The sequence below is a fragment of the Staphylococcus hominis subsp. hominis genome, assembly GCF_002901845.1.
GTDB lineage: Bacteria > Bacillota > Bacilli > Staphylococcales > Staphylococcaceae > Staphylococcus > Staphylococcus hominis.
The window spans coordinates 1-20,640 of the sequence record NZ_PPQE01000001.1; the positions used below are offsets into that span (position 1 = coordinate 1).

The 20,640-nt window shown below is 32.8% G+C and carries 18 protein-coding genes; all 18 read right to left on the bottom strand.

Annotated features, from left to right (window positions below):
• Positions 1-132 precede the first annotated feature (132 nt).
• Positions 133-1,623 (bottom strand): lysine--tRNA ligase, encoded by a 1,491-nt coding sequence (lysS, locus tag CD034_RS00005; protein ID WP_002455832.1) that lies wholly within the window; start codon positions 1,621-1,623, stop codon positions 133-135.
• Between the two features lie 161 nt (positions 1,624-1,784).
• Positions 1,785-2,264: a 2-amino-4-hydroxy-6-hydroxymethyldihydropteridine diphosphokinase gene (folK, locus tag CD034_RS00010; RefSeq protein WP_002449970.1), complete on the bottom strand. Its 480-nt coding sequence runs from the start codon at positions 2,262-2,264 to the stop codon at positions 1,785-1,787.
• Positions 2,264-2,629 (bottom strand): dihydroneopterin aldolase, encoded by a 366-nt coding sequence (gene folB / locus CD034_RS00015; protein WP_002449960.1) that lies wholly within the window; start codon positions 2,627-2,629, stop codon positions 2,264-2,266. The genes folK and folB overlap by 1 nt, the downstream gene beginning before the upstream one ends.
• Positions 2,607-3,410 (bottom strand): dihydropteroate synthase, encoded by an 804-nt coding sequence (gene folP / locus CD034_RS00020; RefSeq protein WP_002449966.1) that lies wholly within the window; start codon positions 3,408-3,410, stop codon positions 2,607-2,609. The genes folB and folP overlap by 23 nt, the downstream gene beginning before the upstream one ends.
• Before the next feature lie 187 nt (positions 3,411-3,597).
• Positions 3,598-4,530, bottom strand: a complete 933-nt coding sequence (gene cysK / locus CD034_RS00025) for a cysteine synthase A (RefSeq protein WP_002449949.1) — start codon at positions 4,528-4,530, stop codon at positions 3,598-3,600.
• A gap of 196 nt (positions 4,531-4,726) precedes the next feature.
• Entirely contained in the window at positions 4,727-5,611 is an 885-nt protein-coding gene (gene hslO / locus CD034_RS00030; RefSeq protein ID WP_103288011.1) for an Hsp33 family molecular chaperone HslO, read from the bottom strand.
• 211 nt (positions 5,612-5,822) lie between these two features.
• Complete coding sequence (ftsH, locus tag CD034_RS00035; RefSeq protein ID WP_002455835.1) at positions 5,823-7,955, bottom strand: ATP-dependent zinc metalloprotease FtsH; 2,133 nt, start codon at positions 7,953-7,955, stop codon at positions 5,823-5,825.
• 283 nt (positions 7,956-8,238) lie between these two features.
• Positions 8,239-8,778, bottom strand: coding sequence for a hypoxanthine phosphoribosyltransferase (gene hpt / locus CD034_RS00040; protein WP_002455836.1), 540 nt, complete (start codon positions 8,776-8,778; stop codon positions 8,239-8,241).
• Positions 8,779-10,080 (bottom strand): tRNA lysidine(34) synthetase TilS, encoded by a 1,302-nt coding sequence (gene tilS, locus CD034_RS00045; protein ID WP_103288012.1) that lies wholly within the window; start codon positions 10,078-10,080, stop codon positions 8,779-8,781.
• A 207-nt stretch (positions 10,081-10,287) separates the two neighbouring features.
• Positions 10,288-10,689, bottom strand: coding sequence for a S1 domain-containing RNA-binding protein (locus CD034_RS00050; RefSeq protein WP_002449946.1), 402 nt, complete (start codon positions 10,687-10,689; stop codon positions 10,288-10,290).
• A 134-nt stretch (positions 10,690-10,823) separates the two neighbouring features.
• Positions 10,824-11,219, bottom strand: coding sequence for a cell division protein DivIC (divIC, locus tag CD034_RS00055; protein WP_002449948.1), 396 nt, complete (start codon positions 11,217-11,219; stop codon positions 10,824-10,826).
• A gap of 35 nt (positions 11,220-11,254) precedes the next feature.
• Entirely contained in the window at positions 11,255-11,536 is a 282-nt protein-coding gene (locus tag CD034_RS00060; RefSeq protein ID WP_002449975.1) for an RNA-binding S4 domain-containing protein, read from the bottom strand.
• Positions 11,533-12,723 (bottom strand): MazG nucleotide pyrophosphohydrolase domain-containing protein, encoded by a 1,191-nt coding sequence (locus CD034_RS00065; RefSeq protein ID WP_103288013.1) that lies wholly within the window; start codon positions 12,721-12,723, stop codon positions 11,533-11,535. Before CD034_RS00065 ends, CD034_RS00060 begins: the two co-directional genes overlap by 4 nt.
• Positions 12,724-12,725: 2 nt before the next feature.
• Positions 12,726-14,300 carry a polysaccharide biosynthesis protein gene (locus CD034_RS00070; protein WP_037554696.1) on the bottom strand — a complete coding sequence of 525 codons (1,575 nt, stop codon included), beginning with the start codon at positions 14,298-14,300 and terminating at the stop codon, positions 12,726-12,728.
• On the bottom strand, positions 14,284-17,793 hold the full coding sequence (gene mfd / locus CD034_RS00075) for a transcription-repair coupling factor (protein WP_103288014.1): 3,510 nt from the start codon (positions 17,791-17,793) through the stop codon (positions 14,284-14,286). Before mfd ends, CD034_RS00070 begins: the two co-directional genes overlap by 17 nt.
• Positions 17,790-18,362, bottom strand: coding sequence for an aminoacyl-tRNA hydrolase (gene pth / locus CD034_RS00080; RefSeq protein ID WP_002455841.1), 573 nt, complete (start codon positions 18,360-18,362; stop codon positions 17,790-17,792). The genes mfd and pth overlap by 4 nt, the downstream gene beginning before the upstream one ends.
• Before the next feature lie 306 nt (positions 18,363-18,668).
• Positions 18,669-19,334, bottom strand: coding sequence for a 50S ribosomal protein L25/general stress protein Ctc (locus tag CD034_RS00085; RefSeq protein ID WP_002455842.1), 666 nt, complete (start codon positions 19,332-19,334; stop codon positions 18,669-18,671).
• A 172-nt stretch (positions 19,335-19,506) separates the two neighbouring features.
• Entirely contained in the window at positions 19,507-20,472 is a 966-nt protein-coding gene (locus CD034_RS00090) for a ribose-phosphate diphosphokinase (RefSeq protein ID WP_002449951.1), read from the bottom strand.
• Positions 20,473-20,640: the final 168 nt, after the last annotated feature.

The window sequence follows — 20,640 nt, forward strand, 5'->3', positions numbered from 1 at the left end:
TTTTTGAACACTCATAGTATACTACCACATCATATATATAATATCTAGTCTTTTTTAATTAATTTTCCTTTTTATTTTTCATAAAAAAACGTTGCTTACCTTAGCAAGCAACGCTTTTAATTTATATTAATCTTATTTTTGTCTCATGTAAGGGAATAATAATACATCTCTAATAGATGGTGAATCAGTTAACAACATAACTAAACGATCAATTCCAATTCCTAGTCCGCCTGTTGGTGGCATACCATATTCAAGCGCTTCAATGTAATCTTCATCCATTTCATGAGCTTCATCGTTACCTTGTTCTTTCTCAACAAGTTGTGCTTCAAAACGTTCACGTTGATCGATTGGATCATTTAATTCTGTGAAGGCATTTGCATGTTCTCTACCTACAATAAACAACTCAAAACGATCAGTAAATCTTGGATCTTCTGGATTTTTCTTAGCAAGTGGAGAAATTTCAATTGGATGTCCATAAATAAATGTAGGTTGAATTAATGTTTCTTCAACTTTTTGTTCAAAGAATTCATTTAAAATATGTCCATATCTCATGTTTTCTGTAATTTCAATACCATGTGCTTTAGCTAATGCTTTAGCTTCTTCATCTGTTTTCACATTATAGAAGTTTACACCTGTAGCCTCTTTAACAGCGTCTACAATATGAAGTCGTTTCCAATCTGATTCTAAGTCGATTTCTTCGCCATTATATTGCACTTTTGCTGAACCTAATACAGTTTGTGCAATATATCTAACCATAGATTCTGTTAAATCCATAATATCATGATAATCGGCATATGCTTCATATAACTCTATCATAGTAAACTCAGGATTATGGCGTGTTGATACACCTTCATTACGGAATACACGACCAATTTCATAAACTTTTTCTAATCCGCCTACAATTAATCGTTTTAAATGTAACTCTATCGCAATACGCATATATAACGTTGCATCTAGTGCATTATGATGTGTAACAAATGGTCGAGCTGCAGCACCACCAGCGATTTGATGCATCATTGGCGTTTCTACTTCTAAATAGCCTCTTTGATTTAAATAATTTCTCATTTCTTGGATGATTTTACTACGGTTAATAAATGTACGAGTACTATCTTGGTTAGTAATTAAATCTAGATAACGTTGGCGATATCTTTGCTCAATATCTTGTAAACCATGAAATTTATCAGGTAATGGTCTTAAAGCTTTAGATAATAATGTAAATGATTTTGCTTTTACTGATAATTCGCCAGTATTTGTTTTAAACATGACACCTTCAATACCTACAATGTCACCTAAATCCGTTGTTTTCCAAAGGTTATCAAAAGGTTCTTCGCCAATTTGATCTTTACGTACATAAATTTGAATTTGACCAGTTAAATCTTGTACATGCGCAAATCCTGCTTTACCTTTACCACGTTTTGTCATTAAACGCCCTGCAATAGAAACATGACTTTCATCTTCTTTTTCATGTAATTCTTCTTTAGAAAAATGATCCCATTTTTCTTTTAATTCACTTGCAGTAGCTGTACGTTCAAAGCGTTTACCAAACGGGTCAATTCCTAAATCAATAAGTTCTTGTAATTTTTGTCGACGAACCTGCATTTGGTCATTCATTTCTTCTGACATTACTCTCTCTCCTTTAAACTTCCTGTTTTACTATTAATGGATGTTATGTACTTATTAAAAATATTGTAAAATATTTTCCATTCATTATTTTATACATAGTCACATAGTTAAATTCTTAAAATATATTTATATTTTAAGAATTTAAGCACTTATCTTAGCACTTAGTCTTTATATTTCTTAACCGTATCATCTGGAAAAACTAAATCATGAATTTTCTGATTTAATCGTGGATTCTGTTTGTCCGATGCAATATCGTTCAACGGTATAAGTACAAAAGCACGTTCTTGCATTCGTGGGTGAGGTACACTTAAATTGTCTGTTTCAATAATATCATCACTATATAATAAGATATCTATATCTAATGTTCTAGGACCCCAACGTATTTCTCTTACTCGATGCAGTTGTTGTTCAATGTCTAAACAATGCTTAAGCAATTGTTGAGGTGACAACTCTGTTTCAATCTCTAAACACAAATTCAAGAAATTAGGCTGGTCAGTATAGCCAATCGGTGCAGTTTCATATATCGATGATTGTTTTGTTACCTTTATACCCTTAATGTTTCCAATTAAATCAATTGCCTTAAGAAGTTGTTGTTTTCTATCACCAATATTACTTCCTAAACCTAAATATGCCTGTACCATTAACGATTCTCCCTCACTATTTCAATACCCACACCATCGTAATGACCAGGTATAGGTGGATTTTCTTTAGTGATTCTGACTTTCGTTTCCATTACACGATTATAGTGTGAATTTATACGTTTTGCAATACGTTCAGCTAGATGCTCGATTAAATTGCAGGGTGGACCTTCAACAATATCTTTTACATCTTCAAATACTTCACCATAATGCACAGTATCTTTAACATTATCTGTCTGCCCCGCTTTTGATAAGTCTACTTTTAACGTTACGTCTACTAAAAAAATTTGACCTATTTCATTCTCAGCTGTGAGTGCACCATGATATCCATAAAACTTCATCCCTTTAAGAAAGATCATGTCGTTCATTTTCATTCTCCTTCAAAAAATCTATACCTTGAGCTAAACGTACATTTAATTGAACATTATGTACGCGAACTGCTTTTATGCCTTTCATTATACCATAGGCAGTAGTAGCAGCAGTGGCCTCATCTCTTTCTTTTGGTGTCGTATCAGTAGAAATCATCTCTCTAATAAAACGTTTACGACTTGTCGCTAATAAAACAGGATACTCTGTAGCAACTAATTCATCTAATCGAGCCATTACTTCATTTTCTTCTTTTCTACTTTTAGCAAATCCAATTCCAGGATCTAACCATATTTTATGTTTTGGAATTCCTGCCATTTCTGCTTTATTTGCTTGCTTTATAAGTGTTAATAGCATTTCTTCTACAACTGGTTGGTCACGGTGTCCATCTCCATTATGCATTAACACAATTTCTGCTTCATATTTAGCAACTACATCTAAAATATGAGGATCATATAATCCAGCCCATTGATCATTAATCATTGTGGCCCCTAATCTTAGACAAGCTTCAGCAACTTCACTGCGATATGTATCAATGGAAATTTGTACATTTAGTTTCACCAATTCTTCTACAACTGGCACGACACGTTGCATTTCTTCTTCTAAAGACACTTCTGTGTGCCCAGGCCTTGTTGATACGCCTCCTACATCAATAATATCTACGCCTTCATCAATCATTTCTTTAGCACGTGTAACTGCGTTATCAATTGAATTATACTGACCACCATCTGAAAATGAATCAGGCGTTACATTTAAGATTCCCATAATTTTTGTTTTACCCACTATCAATCATCCTTTGTTTTTTAAAATAAATATGTATACTCACATGATACACTCATTTAGTCTATATTTCAGTATTGTTAACTGAGAGAACCTTTATACTAAAAAGTAAAATAGCTGGCTTCGCCTTTTACGAAACCAGCCATTTCTTATTTAAAACATGATATTCAAATATCAACTTATATCATCATTAGTCATCGAATGAATATAATGGTGTAGATAAGTAACGTTCACCATTACTTGGTAATACTGTTACAACTGTTTTACCTTTACCTAACTCTTTTGCTTTTTCGATTGCTGCATAAATTGCTGCGCCTGAAGAAATACCTGCTAAGATACCTTCTTCTTTAGCCACACGACGTGATGTTTCCATTGCAGTTTCATTACCAACTTTAATGATACTATCATAAATATTAGTATTTAAAGTATCAGGTACAAAGCCAGCACCTAAACCTTGTAATTTATGTGGACCAGGTTCTCCACCACTTAATACAGGAGATCCTTCTGGTTCAATTGCTACAATTTCAACGTTAGGATATTTCTCTTTTAAGACTTTACCTACACCAGATAGTGTACCACCAGTACCAACACCTGCTAAGAAAGCATCAATTTGTTTGCCTTCAAATTGTTCAACTAATTCAGGACCAGTTGTTAATGCATGTACTTCAGGGTTAGCTGGATTTTCAAATTGTTGAGGTTCGAAATAACCATGTTCTTCTTTCAATTCTTTAGCTTTCTTAATAGCACCTTTCATTGCTTCAGATCCAGGTGTTAACACTAATTCCGCACCATATGCTTTTAATAAGTTGCGACGTTCAGAACTCATTGTTTCAGGCATAGTAAATACTGCTTTATAACCTTTAGCTGCACAAACAAATGCTAAACCAATACCAGTATTACCACTTGTTGGTTCTACAATTGTATCACCAGGTTTAATTTTTCCTTCTTTTTCAGCTTTTTCAATCATTGCTAAAGCAATACGGTCTTTTACAGAGCCACCTGGATTTTGATACTCTAATTTTACATATACATCTGCCGCATCTTCATCTACTACGTTTCTTAATTTTACTACCGGTGTGTTGCCAATAATTTGTGTAATATTTTCTACAGGTTTTTGTGCCATCGAAAAAACGCTCCTTTAACTTTCTAATTTAAAACTTAGTCTTTCTATCGGATATAACTATATTCTATCAGAATTTTCTAAAAAGACAAATATATTTCTTTAAATATGATGTAATATTTTACTTTCATTAGTTACAATTAGTTTTTCCCATAAAAAAAGAGCAATAAACATACGCTTATTGCTCATCAACATTCTACTATTGTTTTATTGTATCAAGTAGTTCTTGAAGTTCGCCTTCAGAATAATGATATTTATTTCCACAGAAATGACACACGGCCTCAGCACCATGATCTTCTTTAATCATATCTTCAATTTCTGCTTCACCTAAACCTTTAATTGCATTTAGGAATTTTTCATGACTACAATTACATTCAAATTGTGCATCCATTGTTTCCAAAATTTGTACATTCTCTTCACCTAAAATTTCATTTAAGATACCTTCTGGCGTTAAGCCTTGTTCAATCAATTTAGAAACGAGCTGCATTTGGTTAATTGCATTTTCTAATTTAGTAATAGTTTCTTCTTTCGCACCTGGCATGACTTGTATAATAAATCCACCCGCTGCCTTAATAGAATTATCAGGGTTAACAAGCACCCCTAATCCTACTGATGACGGTGTTTGTTCACTTGTCGCAAAATAATAAGTGAAATCTTCTCCAAGTTCACCAGAAACGATTGGACTTGCTCCTGAGAAATAATCTTTCATTCCTACATCCTTAACGACTTGAATTGCACCCTCAGTACCTACTGCTCGTCTTACATCCAATTTACCTTGATCATTAAGTGGAAAATGGGTTTGAGGATGGTCCACATATGCCCGTACATTTCCTTGTGCATCTGCATCAGCAATAATTCGACCAATTGGGCCCTTACCATCTACTGTGACAGTAAGCTTTTGATCTCCTTTTAACATTGCCCCCATTAATAACGTTGCTGTCATTGTTCTCCCCATCGCTGCTGAAGCTGTAGGCCATGTATAGTGACGTGTTTGGCCTTCTTGAACTGATTCAGTTGTTAATGCAGCATACGCACGTACTTCTCCATCAAAAGCCAAAGATTTAACAATATAATCATGTGTCATTACTCTAATCTCTCCTTTATGTTATTTTATTTCGTTTGTTTCATTTATTTTAAAATCTAATATTAAATCCTTTATTAAGAATATCTATTTTACACTGCTTATTTAAGAATATGAAGTAACTTGCTCTAGCGTATATAATGCTCCTATATCATATTAAAAACTCTTTCGATTAAGGTTATTTAACCCGAGTCGAAAGAGTTTTTATGACTAACTATGATTCTCTATGATTTGAATCTGTTGGATGCTCTATATTTGGAGATTGTTCATAACCTGTTTCATCTCTATCATTTCGTTGTGAATGATTTTGAGATTGATTACGGTCTGAACGATGATTGTTTCTATCATGATCGATTCTGTCATCTTCTTTGCGGTCTTCTGCTTCATCTTTACGACCTTCTTCAAGTTGTTCTTCACGAATGTCATCATAAGATTTACCATATTTACCGTTTGAGAACTCAGAATCATCTCTATCTTCATCTTTTACCACTTTAGCTGCATCATAATCCACTGTTGGTAAAACACCATCATAGAATAATGAACGTATTTGTTCTGCTACTAGTGTTTCTTCAGTTAATAACGTTTTAGCAATCAGTTTCAATTGAGATTCATGTTCTAATAAAATTTGTTTACAACGTTCATATTGTTCTTTAATAATACGTTGCACTTCTTTATCAATTTCATAAGCAATTTGGCCTGAATAGTTAGGTTCACCTTGCATATCTTTACCTAAGAAGACTTGGCCGCCACCGCTTGTAGAGAATTGTAAAGGTCCTAATTTCTTACTCATACCATATTCAGTGACCATTGAACGTGCAATTTGTGTTGCTCTTTCAAAGTCGTTTGAAGCACCAGTTGATACTTCATGGAAGTTAATATCTTCAGATACACGACCACCTAAAAGACCACAAATTTTATCTAACAATTCTGGTTCTGTCATTAAGAAGCGGTCTTGTTTAGGTAACATCATTGCGTAACCACCTGCTTGTCCACGAGGCACAATCGTTACTTTGTGTACAACTTCTGCTTCATCAAGTACCATACCAATGACTGTATGACCTGCTTCATGATGTGCTACAATATTACGTTCTTTATCAGAAATAACACGAGATTTTTTCGCTGGACCCGCAATCACTCGGTCTGTTGCTTCTTCAATATCACGCATATCAATTTTATTTTTACCTTCACGTGCGGCAATTAATGATGCTTCGTTCAATAGGTTTTCTAAATCAGCACCAGAGAAACCAGGCGTTCTTTGAGAAATAGCTTTTAAATCGACAGTTTCATCAAGTGGTTTGTTTTTAGCATGGACATGAAGAATCGCTTCACGGCCTTTAACATCTGGACGACCTACTTGAATTTGTCTATCGAAACGACCAGGACGTAATAATGCAGGGTCTAAAATGTCAGGACGGTTTGTCGCTGCAATCATAATGATACCTTCATTCTCACCGAAACCATCCATTTCAACTAATAATTGGTTAAGCGTTTGTTCACGTTCATCGTGCCCGCCACCAACACCTGCACCACGTTGACGACCAACAGCATCAATTTCGTCTATGAAAATAATACAAGGTGCATTTTTCTTAGCATTTTCAAATAAATCACGTACTCGACTTGCACCAACACCTACAAACATTTCAACGAAATCAGAACCACTGATTGAGAAGAATGGCGCTCCAGCTTCACCTGCAACGGCACGTGCTAATAATGTTTTACCAGTACCTGGTGGGCCTACAAGTAAGACACCTTTAGGGATTCTTGAACCCATTTTCTTAAATTTCTTATTATCTTTTAAGAAATCTACAATTTCAATTAACTCTTGTTTTTCTTCGTCTGCCCCAGCAACATCTGAGAAGCGAACACGACGTTTTTGGTTGTCGTACATTTTTGCTTTGGATTTACCAAAGTTCATCATACGACCTCCACCGCCGCCACCTTGTGCTTGGCTAAGGAAGAATATAAATAAGAAAGCAATAATTAATACAGGAATAAGCGTTGTCAACATACTGACAAAGACACTTTGTTTTTCTTCTTCTTTAACTGTAAAATCTAATCCTTTTTGGCTACGAGCTTCATTTGTTATTTGTTGTAAATCTTTTTCGTTATTGTATAAAATCGTTGAAGAATAATCTTCATCATTTTTAGTTTTACCACTTACCAAGTACACATTTTGTTCAGGTTGGATTTCTAAAGTTTTAAGATCACCTTTATCCAATTTCTCTACAAACTGTGAATAGGAAAGTTGTTTCGGTGTATTTCCATTACCATTGATATATGAGAAAACACCGAATATAATAACGCCAATAATTGCGATAACTAGCACATTGCGAAAAGCTTTCTGCATGCGTCATTTCCTCCTATTTCTATAATAAAGCTAACAAAGATTGTAACATAATCTAGCTTATAAAGGCTAGTATTTCAACTTTTGTAGCGCTTTTCTAATTCTAGTTAATTATTTTATATTCATCATTTACTCATTCTTTATTTCTAACTTTACATATCTATGTATAGTCGTTTCATAAAATGACAATTTTGAATATAAAATGAGTCTACACTAATTTATATCGTTAGTATAGTTATTATATTTAAAAATCTATTTCATGTATTTGCTAATACATTATAAAATTTTATTTATTATAAATTTCCGGTTTTAATGTACCAATGTAAGGAAGATTTCGATAATGCTCAGCATAATCTAAACCATATCCTACTACAAACTCATCAGGTATTTTTTTGCCAACGTATTTTGCTTCAATATCCGCTTTACGACGATTCGGTTTATCTAACAATGTAACGATTTCTAATGAGTTAACTTTGCGTGATCGTAGTAATTCAGTAATTGATTTTAAAGTTGTACCTGTTTCTAAAATATCTTCAATAATGAGTACATCTTTGTTTTCAATAGAAGCACTTAAATCTTTTAAAATTTGTACTTCTCCTGTTGATTCTGTACCACCGTGATAACTTGAAACATCCATAAAATCAATTGCTAAATGTGTATCAATACGTTTGATTAAATCTGCCATAAACATAACTGAACCTTTAAGGATACCAACACAAACAAGTGGTTTATCTTTGTAATCTCTCGTTAATTGTTCACCTAAATGTTTACAAATTTCTTGGATTTCTTCTTCAGTTAATAAAATATCTTTTAAATCATCTTTCATTTATGAGTCATCTCCAATTTTTTTAATATCTATTATATGTTTAAAGCTTGTCGTCACATAAAGTTGTCCTATAGCAATCACTCGTTGTTTTGCATCTAAAATGATGGGTATTTGTGTACGTTCTATACTATCAATTTTTTTATCAATCAATAAACGACTTACTTTTTTATGTCCATGACTACCATTTAACTTAAACTTATCTCCATCTCTACGTGTTCGAATCGTTAGAGGCCAATCGATTGCTTCATCATTCTCATTTGGATGAATTGTAATTAAATAATGACCAAATTGATATGTATAAGGATGCGTAACAATTTGTTCTTCAAGTAGAGAGTGTTCATAATGAGCCATTATTATAAATTTATCATATGCAATTTGAATTATCCATTTTTCAGTGAGGGGAATTTTAATTTGAGATTGTTTACTCTCAATTTGCTCGAACCATTCATTATAATTTTTTTCTGAAAAAGATTTATTTAACTGAAGCATCTCAAATAAACGATCTAATAAAATCATTTTTGAAATTTCATCTAGTTGATTAAAAGACGCCCGAGATAATTGTATACGTTCTTCATTAAGGTGAATGTTAACATGTTGTTCTATAAAACAACTTATTCGTCGTTGTGTAAGTTGTAATTGCATATCGTGCCAATGTTTCAACTTTAATAATTGTTCTACCTTGAAGTCCTTATTTTCATCAATAGCTGGTAAAAGCCGATTGCGAATGTCATTTCTTGCATATTTATTATGATGATTAGATTCATCTTCATAAAAAGGCACATGGTGAATGGTTTGATACTGTTTTATATCATTTTTATATGTCTCTATCAGAGGACGACAAATAAAATAATGATTTCGCTCAGTACATTCATGCATCCCTAATGAATTGCGCGTTGATCGACCAGTAAAAACGCGATAAAAAATCGTTTCAAGTTGATCATTTAAATGATGAGCAGTTAATAAAACATCAGCATTTATCTTGCTCATCATTTCATCAAACCATTGATAACGTAAATCTCTCGCTTCAGATTGAATACTTTTTCCTTTTTCTACTGTTTCAGATAAATCTAACTGTTTAACATAACAGGGAATTTGATATTGCTTGCAAAATTGTTTAATAAATCGTTCTTCTTCGACAGATGCATCTCTTAAACCATGATTGACATGCAAACACGTTAAAGATTGATATGAATGTGATAAATCATTTAATAATTTATATAATAAACACATACTATCAATCCCTGTAGATACCGCAACAGCTAAATGATCCGTCTTTTTCCAAAGAGACGTTTTCACTTTCACATTACTGAACCTCCTGACTTAGGGTAAATAATTGATATAACGAAAAAAGAGTGAGATAGAACTTTAATTTCAGTTCTTTATCTCACCCCTGGCATAGATCTTACATGATCTAATGCACTTAAGTTATTATCAATACATATTAATCTAGAATAAATGATTGGAACCAGGGCTCCGTTAACTTAGCTATATTTACTCACACAGATATAATTAACGTCTAGATCCTTTACCACCACGTCTTGATTCTGTTTGACGTTTAATAGAAGTCAATTTGTCTTCACTGTCTTTTAAGAAATTACTTAATTTCTTTTCAAAATCTTCTGCTTTTTGTTGAGGTGGTTTATTTTGATTAGATTTGTGATGTGGACGACGAGGACGATCTTTCGCTTTTTTAATTGAGAGGCTGATTTTACCATCCTCTGCAATAGATAAAACTTTTACCTCCACTTCATCTCCAACTGATAAATGATCTTCTACATTTTCAACATAATTATCAGCAACTTCACTAATATGAACTAAGCCACTTTTACCTTCAGGTAATTCTACAAACGCACCAAATTTTTTGATACCTGTCACTTTACCTTTTAGCTTGTTTCCTACTTCGATTGACATATTCTAAATAAATCCTCCCGATAATGTTTCAATTTTAACCTTATTATATTCCTGTTTTAAAATTTACACAATGCTATAAAACGATTATTTTAAATTAAGCGTTTTACTTTAATTTTTAAAGTTGAGTACTCTTTTTAATTATTACTAGAGGATTTAGAATTAGACGATGATTTATCATTAGGCAATTTAAAAATAATTTCTCCATTGTTACTTAAATAATAGTCATCTCGAGCAACTTTCTCTATATAATCTTTATCGTTAAGATTATTAAGCTCTTCTTTTAATGCTATTTCCTCATCTTGTTTTTTCTGAAATTGTTCTTCTTTCTGCTTTCGTTCTATTGTTGCTTGATTGTTACTTTGTTTTTGGAAGACAAGCATGATAGATAGAATAATAATAATCGCTAATAATAATCCTCCAAAAACTGTTACTCTTCGACGAACGACACGCATTCGTTTTTGTTGACGTTGTTTCTTTCGATTTCGTTCTGAAGTATATTGATTATCAATATGTTCTACCTTTTTACTCATAACTTGTCACCTCCTTTAAGCGTTTCAATCATAGACTACACTTCTTCAGATTGTGCAGATGGTTGAACTCGTTCTTCTTTAATCAGTTCATACATATTTTTAGCATTTTCTTTTGATGCGTGTTCACTTAATCCAGTTACTTTAACCGTCACACTTTTTTGTCCAAAACGAATGACTAATTCGTCTTCCACTTTTACATCTGTGCCAGCTTTAGCTACATTACCATTAATTGTTACACGTCCTTGATCGCTAATTTCTTTCGCAAGTGTACGACGTTTTACAAGTCTTGATACTTTTAAATATTTATCTAATCTCATTTATCATTCTCCCCTTGTTGTAAATAATTTTTAAGGGTTTCTTCATTAAAATCCTTATTTTTGGTTTTATCATACAATGTCATAAAATGGTCTGCAAACACTTTCTCAAATTTCACACGAGGTATTTTACCTTCTTTTGCTTTTGCATCCTTCCAGACATCATTTAAATCTTCTATTGTTTCAACTGTTTTATCACCGAATATGTGAGGATGTCGACGAATCATTTTAGCATTTAAGCTTTCAATCACTTCTTTAATATCCATATATCCTTCTTTTTTACCAATACTCGCATGGAGTAGCACTTGTAATAAGATATCTCCGAGTTCTTCAATCATATGCCAATCATCTTCATTATCTATTGCTTCAAACAATTCAAATGTTTCTTCTAATAAATAACGTTTAAGTGATTCATGCGTTTGCACACGATCCCATGGACAGCCTTTTTCATCATCCACTAGATGGTCAATAATATAAACTGCAAAATCAAAATCAGTATACATATCTTCATCACGCGTTATTTTAGGCACAAATACACTTGTTAGATTGTTAAACATATCCTCATTATGATCTAACTCAAATAACGGTACTTCTAATACTTTAGCGCCTTGACTATTAGCGCCCGTAACTATCTTCACTTTAAAATCGTCTGGATAACGTTCCATTAATGTGAGTTTAATATCTGCTGCAATCATCGCACTATATACTTGTGTAATGAGAGTATGTGTTCGAATATTTAATGTGTTTTCTTTCAAAATAGTACCATCTAATAATGTAAATCCATCATTAGGATCTTCATCGATTGCAACAAATATATCATCTATAAAACTTTTCCCACCTAAAATCTTTACATGTATATCATCATTATTTTTATTGTAATCAAGTAATTTAGCAGTAGTCGTTTCAGCTACACGTGGATGTCCAGGCACTACGTAAACAGTATCTTGTATACGCGTTTCTTCTATTAAAGTTTCAACAATATGTTGATACACTGCTTCAAATTGATCATACTTTTCGTACACGTCATCAAAGCTTTTAAATTCAATGTCACTTTTTAAATCTTTAATAACAGGATGTTCGAGTGTCCTTGCATATACACTCTGTTGCTGTTTTAAAAAGCGATAGACACCTAAAGGTAAATCATCCATACTATGATTGCCTATCCCAACAATGGTAAGGGTATGCGTCATATCTATCTTCCTTTCTTTATGCGATACAGTTTATCGCCGAATGGTAAGTGTTTTAATTCTTTATATCCTAAAATATTCATATACATAACAAGTAATAGGAATATGAGACCCCCTATTCCTACTATAATTAACAACTCAATTAGACTGCCTAAACGGCCTACAGGAGGTAATAGCATTCGCAACCCCTGTATGACTACTGACATTATAATGAGCGCACTCATCAATTTAACAATAAACGCGCGCATGCGATTAAAACGATAATATTTAACGACCTCATAATGTAAAATAGTAACAAATATTATTAGCGAAAGCACTGTGCTTATACTTGCGCCCAAAATTCCCATAAAGTAAATGAAAATCACATTAAAGATAATCTTAAATAGTAGTCCTGACATCACACCAATAAAAATAGGTCGAATTTGATTCATCACTTGTAAAAGTGCGATGTCCATCATGATAAGCGATACACCAATTACAGTAAGCGTATAAATACTAAGCGTGAAGCTTAATTGGTCTGTTTTGAAAAATACATGGTTCATCATCGGTAGTATATTAATAAGACCTATACCTGCTGCTACACTAATAAGTAGTGTAATTTTTAAAGATGCATTTGTATAACGATTCATAAGAACATGATTATGATCAGACATTGCATCTGTAAGTAATGGAATTAGGACAAAGCTAAATGTAGTTGTCACTATTAAACCTATTTGAATAAATGAAGCGCCTCTATCATAGATTCCTTTTTGCATAATAGCTTCTCTAAATCCTAAACCATATGTTTGTAGCATATGAACGACTGTAAAACTATCTATAAATTGCCATAAAATAACTAATAATTGACTTAATGCAAATACGAGGGTCGCAAGTATTAGCTGTTTCCAAGGAATAGGATATGAATGCTGGTTTAATTGTAATCGAAAAGGTCTTGTTGCTAATAAATATAGACTAGAACCTAAAAAGCCAAGAGCTGAAGCTAATATTGCAAGTGCTCCAGCTTGATAAATGGTCCACTCTTTAAACATAAACATTAAAATAGCTATGATAATAACACATACACGAATACATTGCTCTATTACTTGTGAAATAGCTGGTATATTCATTTGTTGCCTACTTTGATAAAAGCCTCTAATCACACCCAAAATTCCTATAAACAAATAGCTAAGACTTGCCATTTTTAACATTGGTGCTAAATGAGCATCTCCCATTAATAGTGCTAATGGATGGGATAATACTAAAATCACACTAAAAATAATAAGACCTATCATTTGAAATCTTAGAAGTGTTTTTGAAAATACTTCAGTTCTACTGTGACTTCCAAATACTTGAGTGACAGCACTAGGAATTGCATTCATTGATAGTATCATACCTAGCGCTACAATAGGATAAATTTGTTGATACGCATATAATCCAGAGTCACCTAAAATATTTTGATATGGAACTCGATAAATTGCACTTAATACTTTAACAATGACTAAAGCAAGCGTTAAAATCACTACGCCATTAAATGCTGAATGTTGTCGTGAATTCTTAGAAGAAGAGGAAACTTCAGATGACGATTTATAATTCGTACTCAAGTTCCATACTTCCTTCAAGACATTTTACTAAGAATTTTAAGTTGTCTAACCACTGTTTAGATTTTGTTAGAGTAATATGCATTTTACCTTCTTTAACACCCAACTTCATTGTTCGTCCTAAAGGTTGGGTTTGTTTAAATAATTCTTCACCATTTATCTGTTCTGTACCTTTAGTTGAAAGGAATACTTCAATTTGTTTTCCTTTATCTTTAATCAATGTCACGCCTGCATGTAAAGCATGTATTTTAATCTCTACCATTTCTAATAAACGTTCTACTTCTACAGGATAATCATTGAAGCGATCAAGTAATTCATCTTTCACATCAAAAAGCTGTTCTTCATTTTCAACTTTACGCAATTTCTTATAAATTTCTATTTTAGCTTGTTCATTTTGAATATACTCTGCTGGTAAATAAGCATCTAAGTGTAATTCCATTTCAACATCTGGTGCATCAGGCACTTCTTCTGTAATACCACGTTTTTCGTTTACCGCTTCTTCTAACATTTGAGAATACAAATCAAAACCTACTGAATCAATGAATCCATGTTGTTGCTTACCTAATAAATTACCAGCTCCACGTATATTTAAATCACGCATGGCAATTTTAAATCCTGAACCTAATTCAGTGAATTCTTTAATCGCTTGTAAACGTTCTTCAGCTGTTTCTGTTAATACTTTATTAGTAGAATGTAAGAAGTAAGCATATCCAATACGACTGGAACGTCCTACTCTACCACGTAATTGGTAAAGTTGACTTAAACCAAAATGATCCGCTTCTTCTATAATTAATGTGTTCGCATTAGGAACATCGACACCTGTTTCTATAATGGTTGTTGTAACTAAAATGTCATACTCTCCATTAATAAAACTCAACATGGTTTCTTCCAAATCTCGCTCTGTCATCTGTCCATGAGCAACGGCAATATTTGCTTCTGGCATCAACATTTGTAACTGTTCACGCTTTTCATAAATAGACTGTACTTTATTGTAAAGGTAGAACACTTGCCCATCGCGAGAAAGTTCACGTTCTAAAGCTTCTTTAATAAAATTACTATTTTGCTCTAATACATAGGTTTGTACAGGGAAGCGGTTTTCTGGGGGTGTTTCGATGACAGATAAGTCACGTACGCCAAGCATGCTCATATGCAATGTTCTTGGAATTGGCGTAGCTGTAAGTGTCAATACATCTACATTTGTTTTCAATGTTTTAATACGTTCTTTATGACGTACGCCAAAACGTTGTTCTTCATCGACAATAAGTAATCCCAAATCTTTATATTGAATGTCTTTACTCAATAGTTTATGTGTTCCAACAATAATATCAACGTATCCAGATTTCAGACCTTCTTTAGTCTCTCTAACTTCTTTAGCAGTACGGAATCGACTAATCAACTGAATTTCTACTGGAAAATCTTGCATCCGTTCAATTAATGTTTCGTAGTGTTGTTGCGCTAGAATCGTTGTAGGCACTAAAAAGGCAACTTGCTTGCCTTCCATGACAGCTTTAAAGGCCGCGCGTACAGCAACTTCAGTTTTTCCGTAACCTACGTCTCCACATAATAAGCGATCCATTGGACGTTCTTTTTCCATATCTTCTTTAATTTCCTCAATAGATTTAGCTTGATCTGGTGTAAGTTCATATGGGAAATCCATTTCGAAATCATGTTGCTCAGCCGTATCTTCACCATATTGATAACCTACTGACATTTCTCGTTCTTTGTATAGTGCAATAAGTTCATCTGCGATATCTTCAACACTTTGTTGTACTTTGGCTTTCGTTTTTTTCCATTCTGAGCCGCCTAGTTTATTTAATTTAGGCGATTTATCTTCTGAAGCAACATATTTTTGTACTTGATCCATTTGATCAACAGGTACAAAAAGTTGATCGGTTCCTTTATATTGTAATTTAATATAATCTCTATGGACGTCTCCAACTTCTAGTGTTTCAACACCTAAATAACGTCCTACACCATGGTGCACATGGACAACATAATCTCCAACATTTAAATCTTGATAAGATTTAATTTTTTCAGCATTAGAAATTGTTTTAGTCCGTTTTCGTTGTTTTTTCTGTTTTGTTTTAAATAATTCTCGTTCCGTAATTACAACAAGTTGCATATAAGGTAGTTCGAAACCTTCTGATAGGCTACCTTCTGTTACAATTGCTTGTCCACTTTCAATCTCTGAGTGAATATTTGTAACAGTAGGAATATGCATTTCATTAAGCATCGATTGAATACGCTCAACTTTCGTTTCAGTTTCTACAAGTACTACAATAGTGTAATTATTGCTTACATAACGTTGAAATTCTGAACGCATAATGTCATATTGTCCATAAAATTGTTGCACTGGCTTACATGAAAATTTAATAATATGTTGCAACTTCACTGGCATAGAGGATGTGAATAATGTGAAATATGTGACTGGATAATGATTGATTAACGTTTCAAACCCATCATATTCCATAAATGACTGTCCAATAAACCCGTTACCACTTTCAATTAAATTCTGGATAAAATCATCTACTTCAGTAGTCAATGTCTTTTCAGTTTCTTTAATACGATTATATTCATCAACTACTATAATGACATCTTTTTGGAAATAATCGATTAGTGTAGAAGGTGTGTCATACATAAAAGCAACTAGACGGCGAAGTAATTGATGATCAAAGAAAGTGGATTCAAATAATTTAAAACTTTCATATGTTTCTTTCAAATCATTTCGTACAGATTTATCAATTTTAGGACGTGTTTGTTCATATGCTTTTTGTAATTCTGTTTGAAGATGATTAATCACATCTTCTGTAATAATATAATCACTCGCTGTAGTGATATCTACCTTTTCAACATTATCATTTGAACGTTGTGTTTCTACATCAAAGTCTCGAATCGAGTCGACTTCAGTGTCAAACAATTCAATTCTAACTGGTTGACCGATAAGGGGGTAAATATCAATGATGCCGCCTCGTAGAGAAAACTCACCAATGTGAGAAACGACACTCTCACGTCGATATCCCATGTTTACTAGTTTATTTAAAAATTCATCCACATCGATATCATCGCCAACTTCTAAAGTCATTTGATGATGTTTCCACAATTCTACTGGAGTTAACCATTTTTTCAAACCATTTAAAGGAACGATAAATAACCCTTTCTTATCATGAGATAATGCCGTTAAAGTTCTAACACGTTCACTCATAAGTTGTGGGCTTTGAGTTGAAAATTCTTCTGTCATAATATCTTGGACTGGATATTTATAAACTTCAGAATGATCAATGTATTGCAATATATCAGTTTCTAATTTATCTGCTTGATATAAATTATTTGTGATTAATAGCATTTGCTTATCATCATTCAAGTATTTTTCAGCAATAATGGTTGCTTTGGCTGAGGGAGATAAACCTGTAACTAAAATATTTTGGTTGCCAAAGACTTCGTCAAGTTCCTGGAATCGTTTGTCATTTTGAATATAGTCAGAAATAATCGTTCTCAATTGACTTCTCCATTATATTCATTCATAACATGATCGAAACGAGACGTCTCAATAAATGCTTCCACTGCTTGTGCAGCATGTTCAATTACTTTTTCCATTGTCATCATTTCTTCATTAGAAAATTTTTGTAATACATAATCTGGAACTGACATACCATTCGTTGGTCTCCCTACTCCAATACGAATACGTTTAAATTGATCTGTACCTAAATGTTTAATAATCGATTTCATTCCATTATGTCCACCTGCACTTCCTTTTTGACGTAGACGAATATTCCCTTGAGATAAATCCATATCATCGTATAAAACGATTAAATCTTCAACTTCTACATTATAGTAATCCATTAAAGGTCCTACAGCTTCTCCTGATAAATTCATCATAGTCATTGGCTCGATAAATAGCACTTTATCCCCATTTAAACGTTCAATAGTATAAGCGCCTTTGAATTTTTGTTTATCTAATGTAAATTGATTTTTATCTAAAATATAGTCAATCACTTCAAAGCCAATATTGTGTCTTGTTCGTTCAAAACGTTTACCTATATTACCAAGACCCACAATACATTTCATACGTTGCAACCTCCATTGTGTTCATCTTTTTGATTGATTTGAACATTTAATTTAATATGTGTCGATTACTCCTTATTTTATAATATTACTCAATATAATACAAAAAGAGAGTAGGAAAGAAATTCAACGATTTCGTAACCCACTCTTTTATAAGTTATCAAACTTCAACTTTTATTTTAACATTCATTTTTTAAATGTCCGATATACATAAGAAAAAGCCTTCTACATATGAAAATGTATCAGGCTCTTTCTATCAATTTAATTAAAGACATTCTCACTTAAAGTGAATACATAGTCATCAACGAATTATTCTTCGTCTTTATTTTCTTCGTCTTCTTTGTCTTCTTTGTCTTCACCAGCTACTTCAGGTTCTTCAGTTGCTGATTCACCTTCCATTGCTTCAATTTCTTCTTCAGAAGGTTCATCAGTTGGAGGAACTACTGTAACAACAGATTCTTCTGGATCGTTTTCAATTGTGAAATCACCAGATACTTTAATATCCCCAACTGAATAGCTATCATTTATTTGTAAATCAGTGATATCTACTTCAATTGATTCTGGGATATTTTCTGGAGTTGCTGTAATTTGTAAATCAAATAATGGTTGTTCAACTACGCCGCCTTCTTTAGCGCCAACTGCTTCACCAACTAATTGAACTGGTACATCAACAGTACGTTCTTCAGTCATGTTAATAGCTAAGAAGTCGATATGAGTAATTTGGTTTTTAAGTGGATCAAATTGATAATCTGATACCATAACTTTAATTGTTTTAGAACCAACGCCTAAATCAATAACACCGTTACGTCCAACTTCACGGATGACTTTGATGAATTCAACTTCATCTACTTTAACTGAAGTGTTTTTAGTACCATAACCATAAACAACAGCAGGTACTTTACCTGTATTACGTAATTTTTTAAGGTCAGAACGAGTTTGTTTACCTTGACGAATGATTGACTTTAATGAAGCCATTCGTATTTCCACCTTTCATTTTCAAGTTGAAACAATAATAATATATTGTCTTAACTTCTCCTCACTTGCCCATCAATTTAAACATTGCTTGCAAGTGTTTATTTATTCGTTAAATCACGAACGAATAAATTATACATGGTTAAAAATAATAAGTCAAATTCATTTGTAAATTTTAGTCAAATAATACACTTACTGACTCACGTTCATATACACGAACAATAGCTTGTGCTATTAAACCAGCTACAGATAATTCTTTGATGTTTGATGGTTTTTGACTATCGTCAAGTAAGATTGAATTTGTAACAATAAGTTCTTTAATCGCTGAATTTTCAATACGTTCTTTTGCAGGACCTGAGAGTACAGGATGTGTACAACAAGCATATACATCTTTCGCACCTTTATCTTTTAATGCTTGAGCAGCTAAAGTAATTGTTCCTGCCGTATCAATAATGTCATCGATAATAATAGCTGTACGTCCTTCAATTTCACCAACGATATTCATCACTTCTGCCACATTTGGTTTAGGACGACGTTTATCAATAATAGCAATCGGAGTTTTTAAAATGTCTGCTAATTTACGTGCGCGTGTTACCCCGCCATGATCAGGAGATACAACAACACATTCTTCTGGGTTGATGTTAGGATCATTTTCAAAATATTGTCCAATAATCGGTACGCCCATTAAGTGATCGATTGGAATATCGAAGAAACCTTGAATTTGTGGTGCATGTAAGTCTAAAGCAATCATACGATTTGCACCAGCAGTTTCAATTAAATTTGCTACTAATTTTGCAGTAATTGGTTCACGACTACGTGCTTTTCTATCTTGGCGCGCATAACCATAATAAGGAACAACAATATTGATATTTGCTGCAGAGGCACGTTTACATGCGTCAATCATAATTAATAATTCCATTAAATGTAAGTTAACTGGATAAGATGTCGGTTGAATGATAAATACATCACAACCACGAATACTTTCTTCAATATTAATTTGAATTTCACCGTCACTGAAGCGTTTAACAGAACATTTCCCTAATTCGATTCCTACACGATCAGCAACCTCTTGTGCTAATGGTTCATTTCCCTTTAAAGAAAAAATCTTTAAAGACGAATTTTTGTACTCATTATTTAACATTTATAGTCCTCCAATTTTTTACTTAGACAATACTATTATATAAAAATTATAGCATTTTTACTATATTCCACTAAAAACTGACCAATAATATGTTTATTACGTATCATTCAACTTAGCATAATAGTAATACATTCAAAATTTTATATTTATATATTCATTTATTCCCTT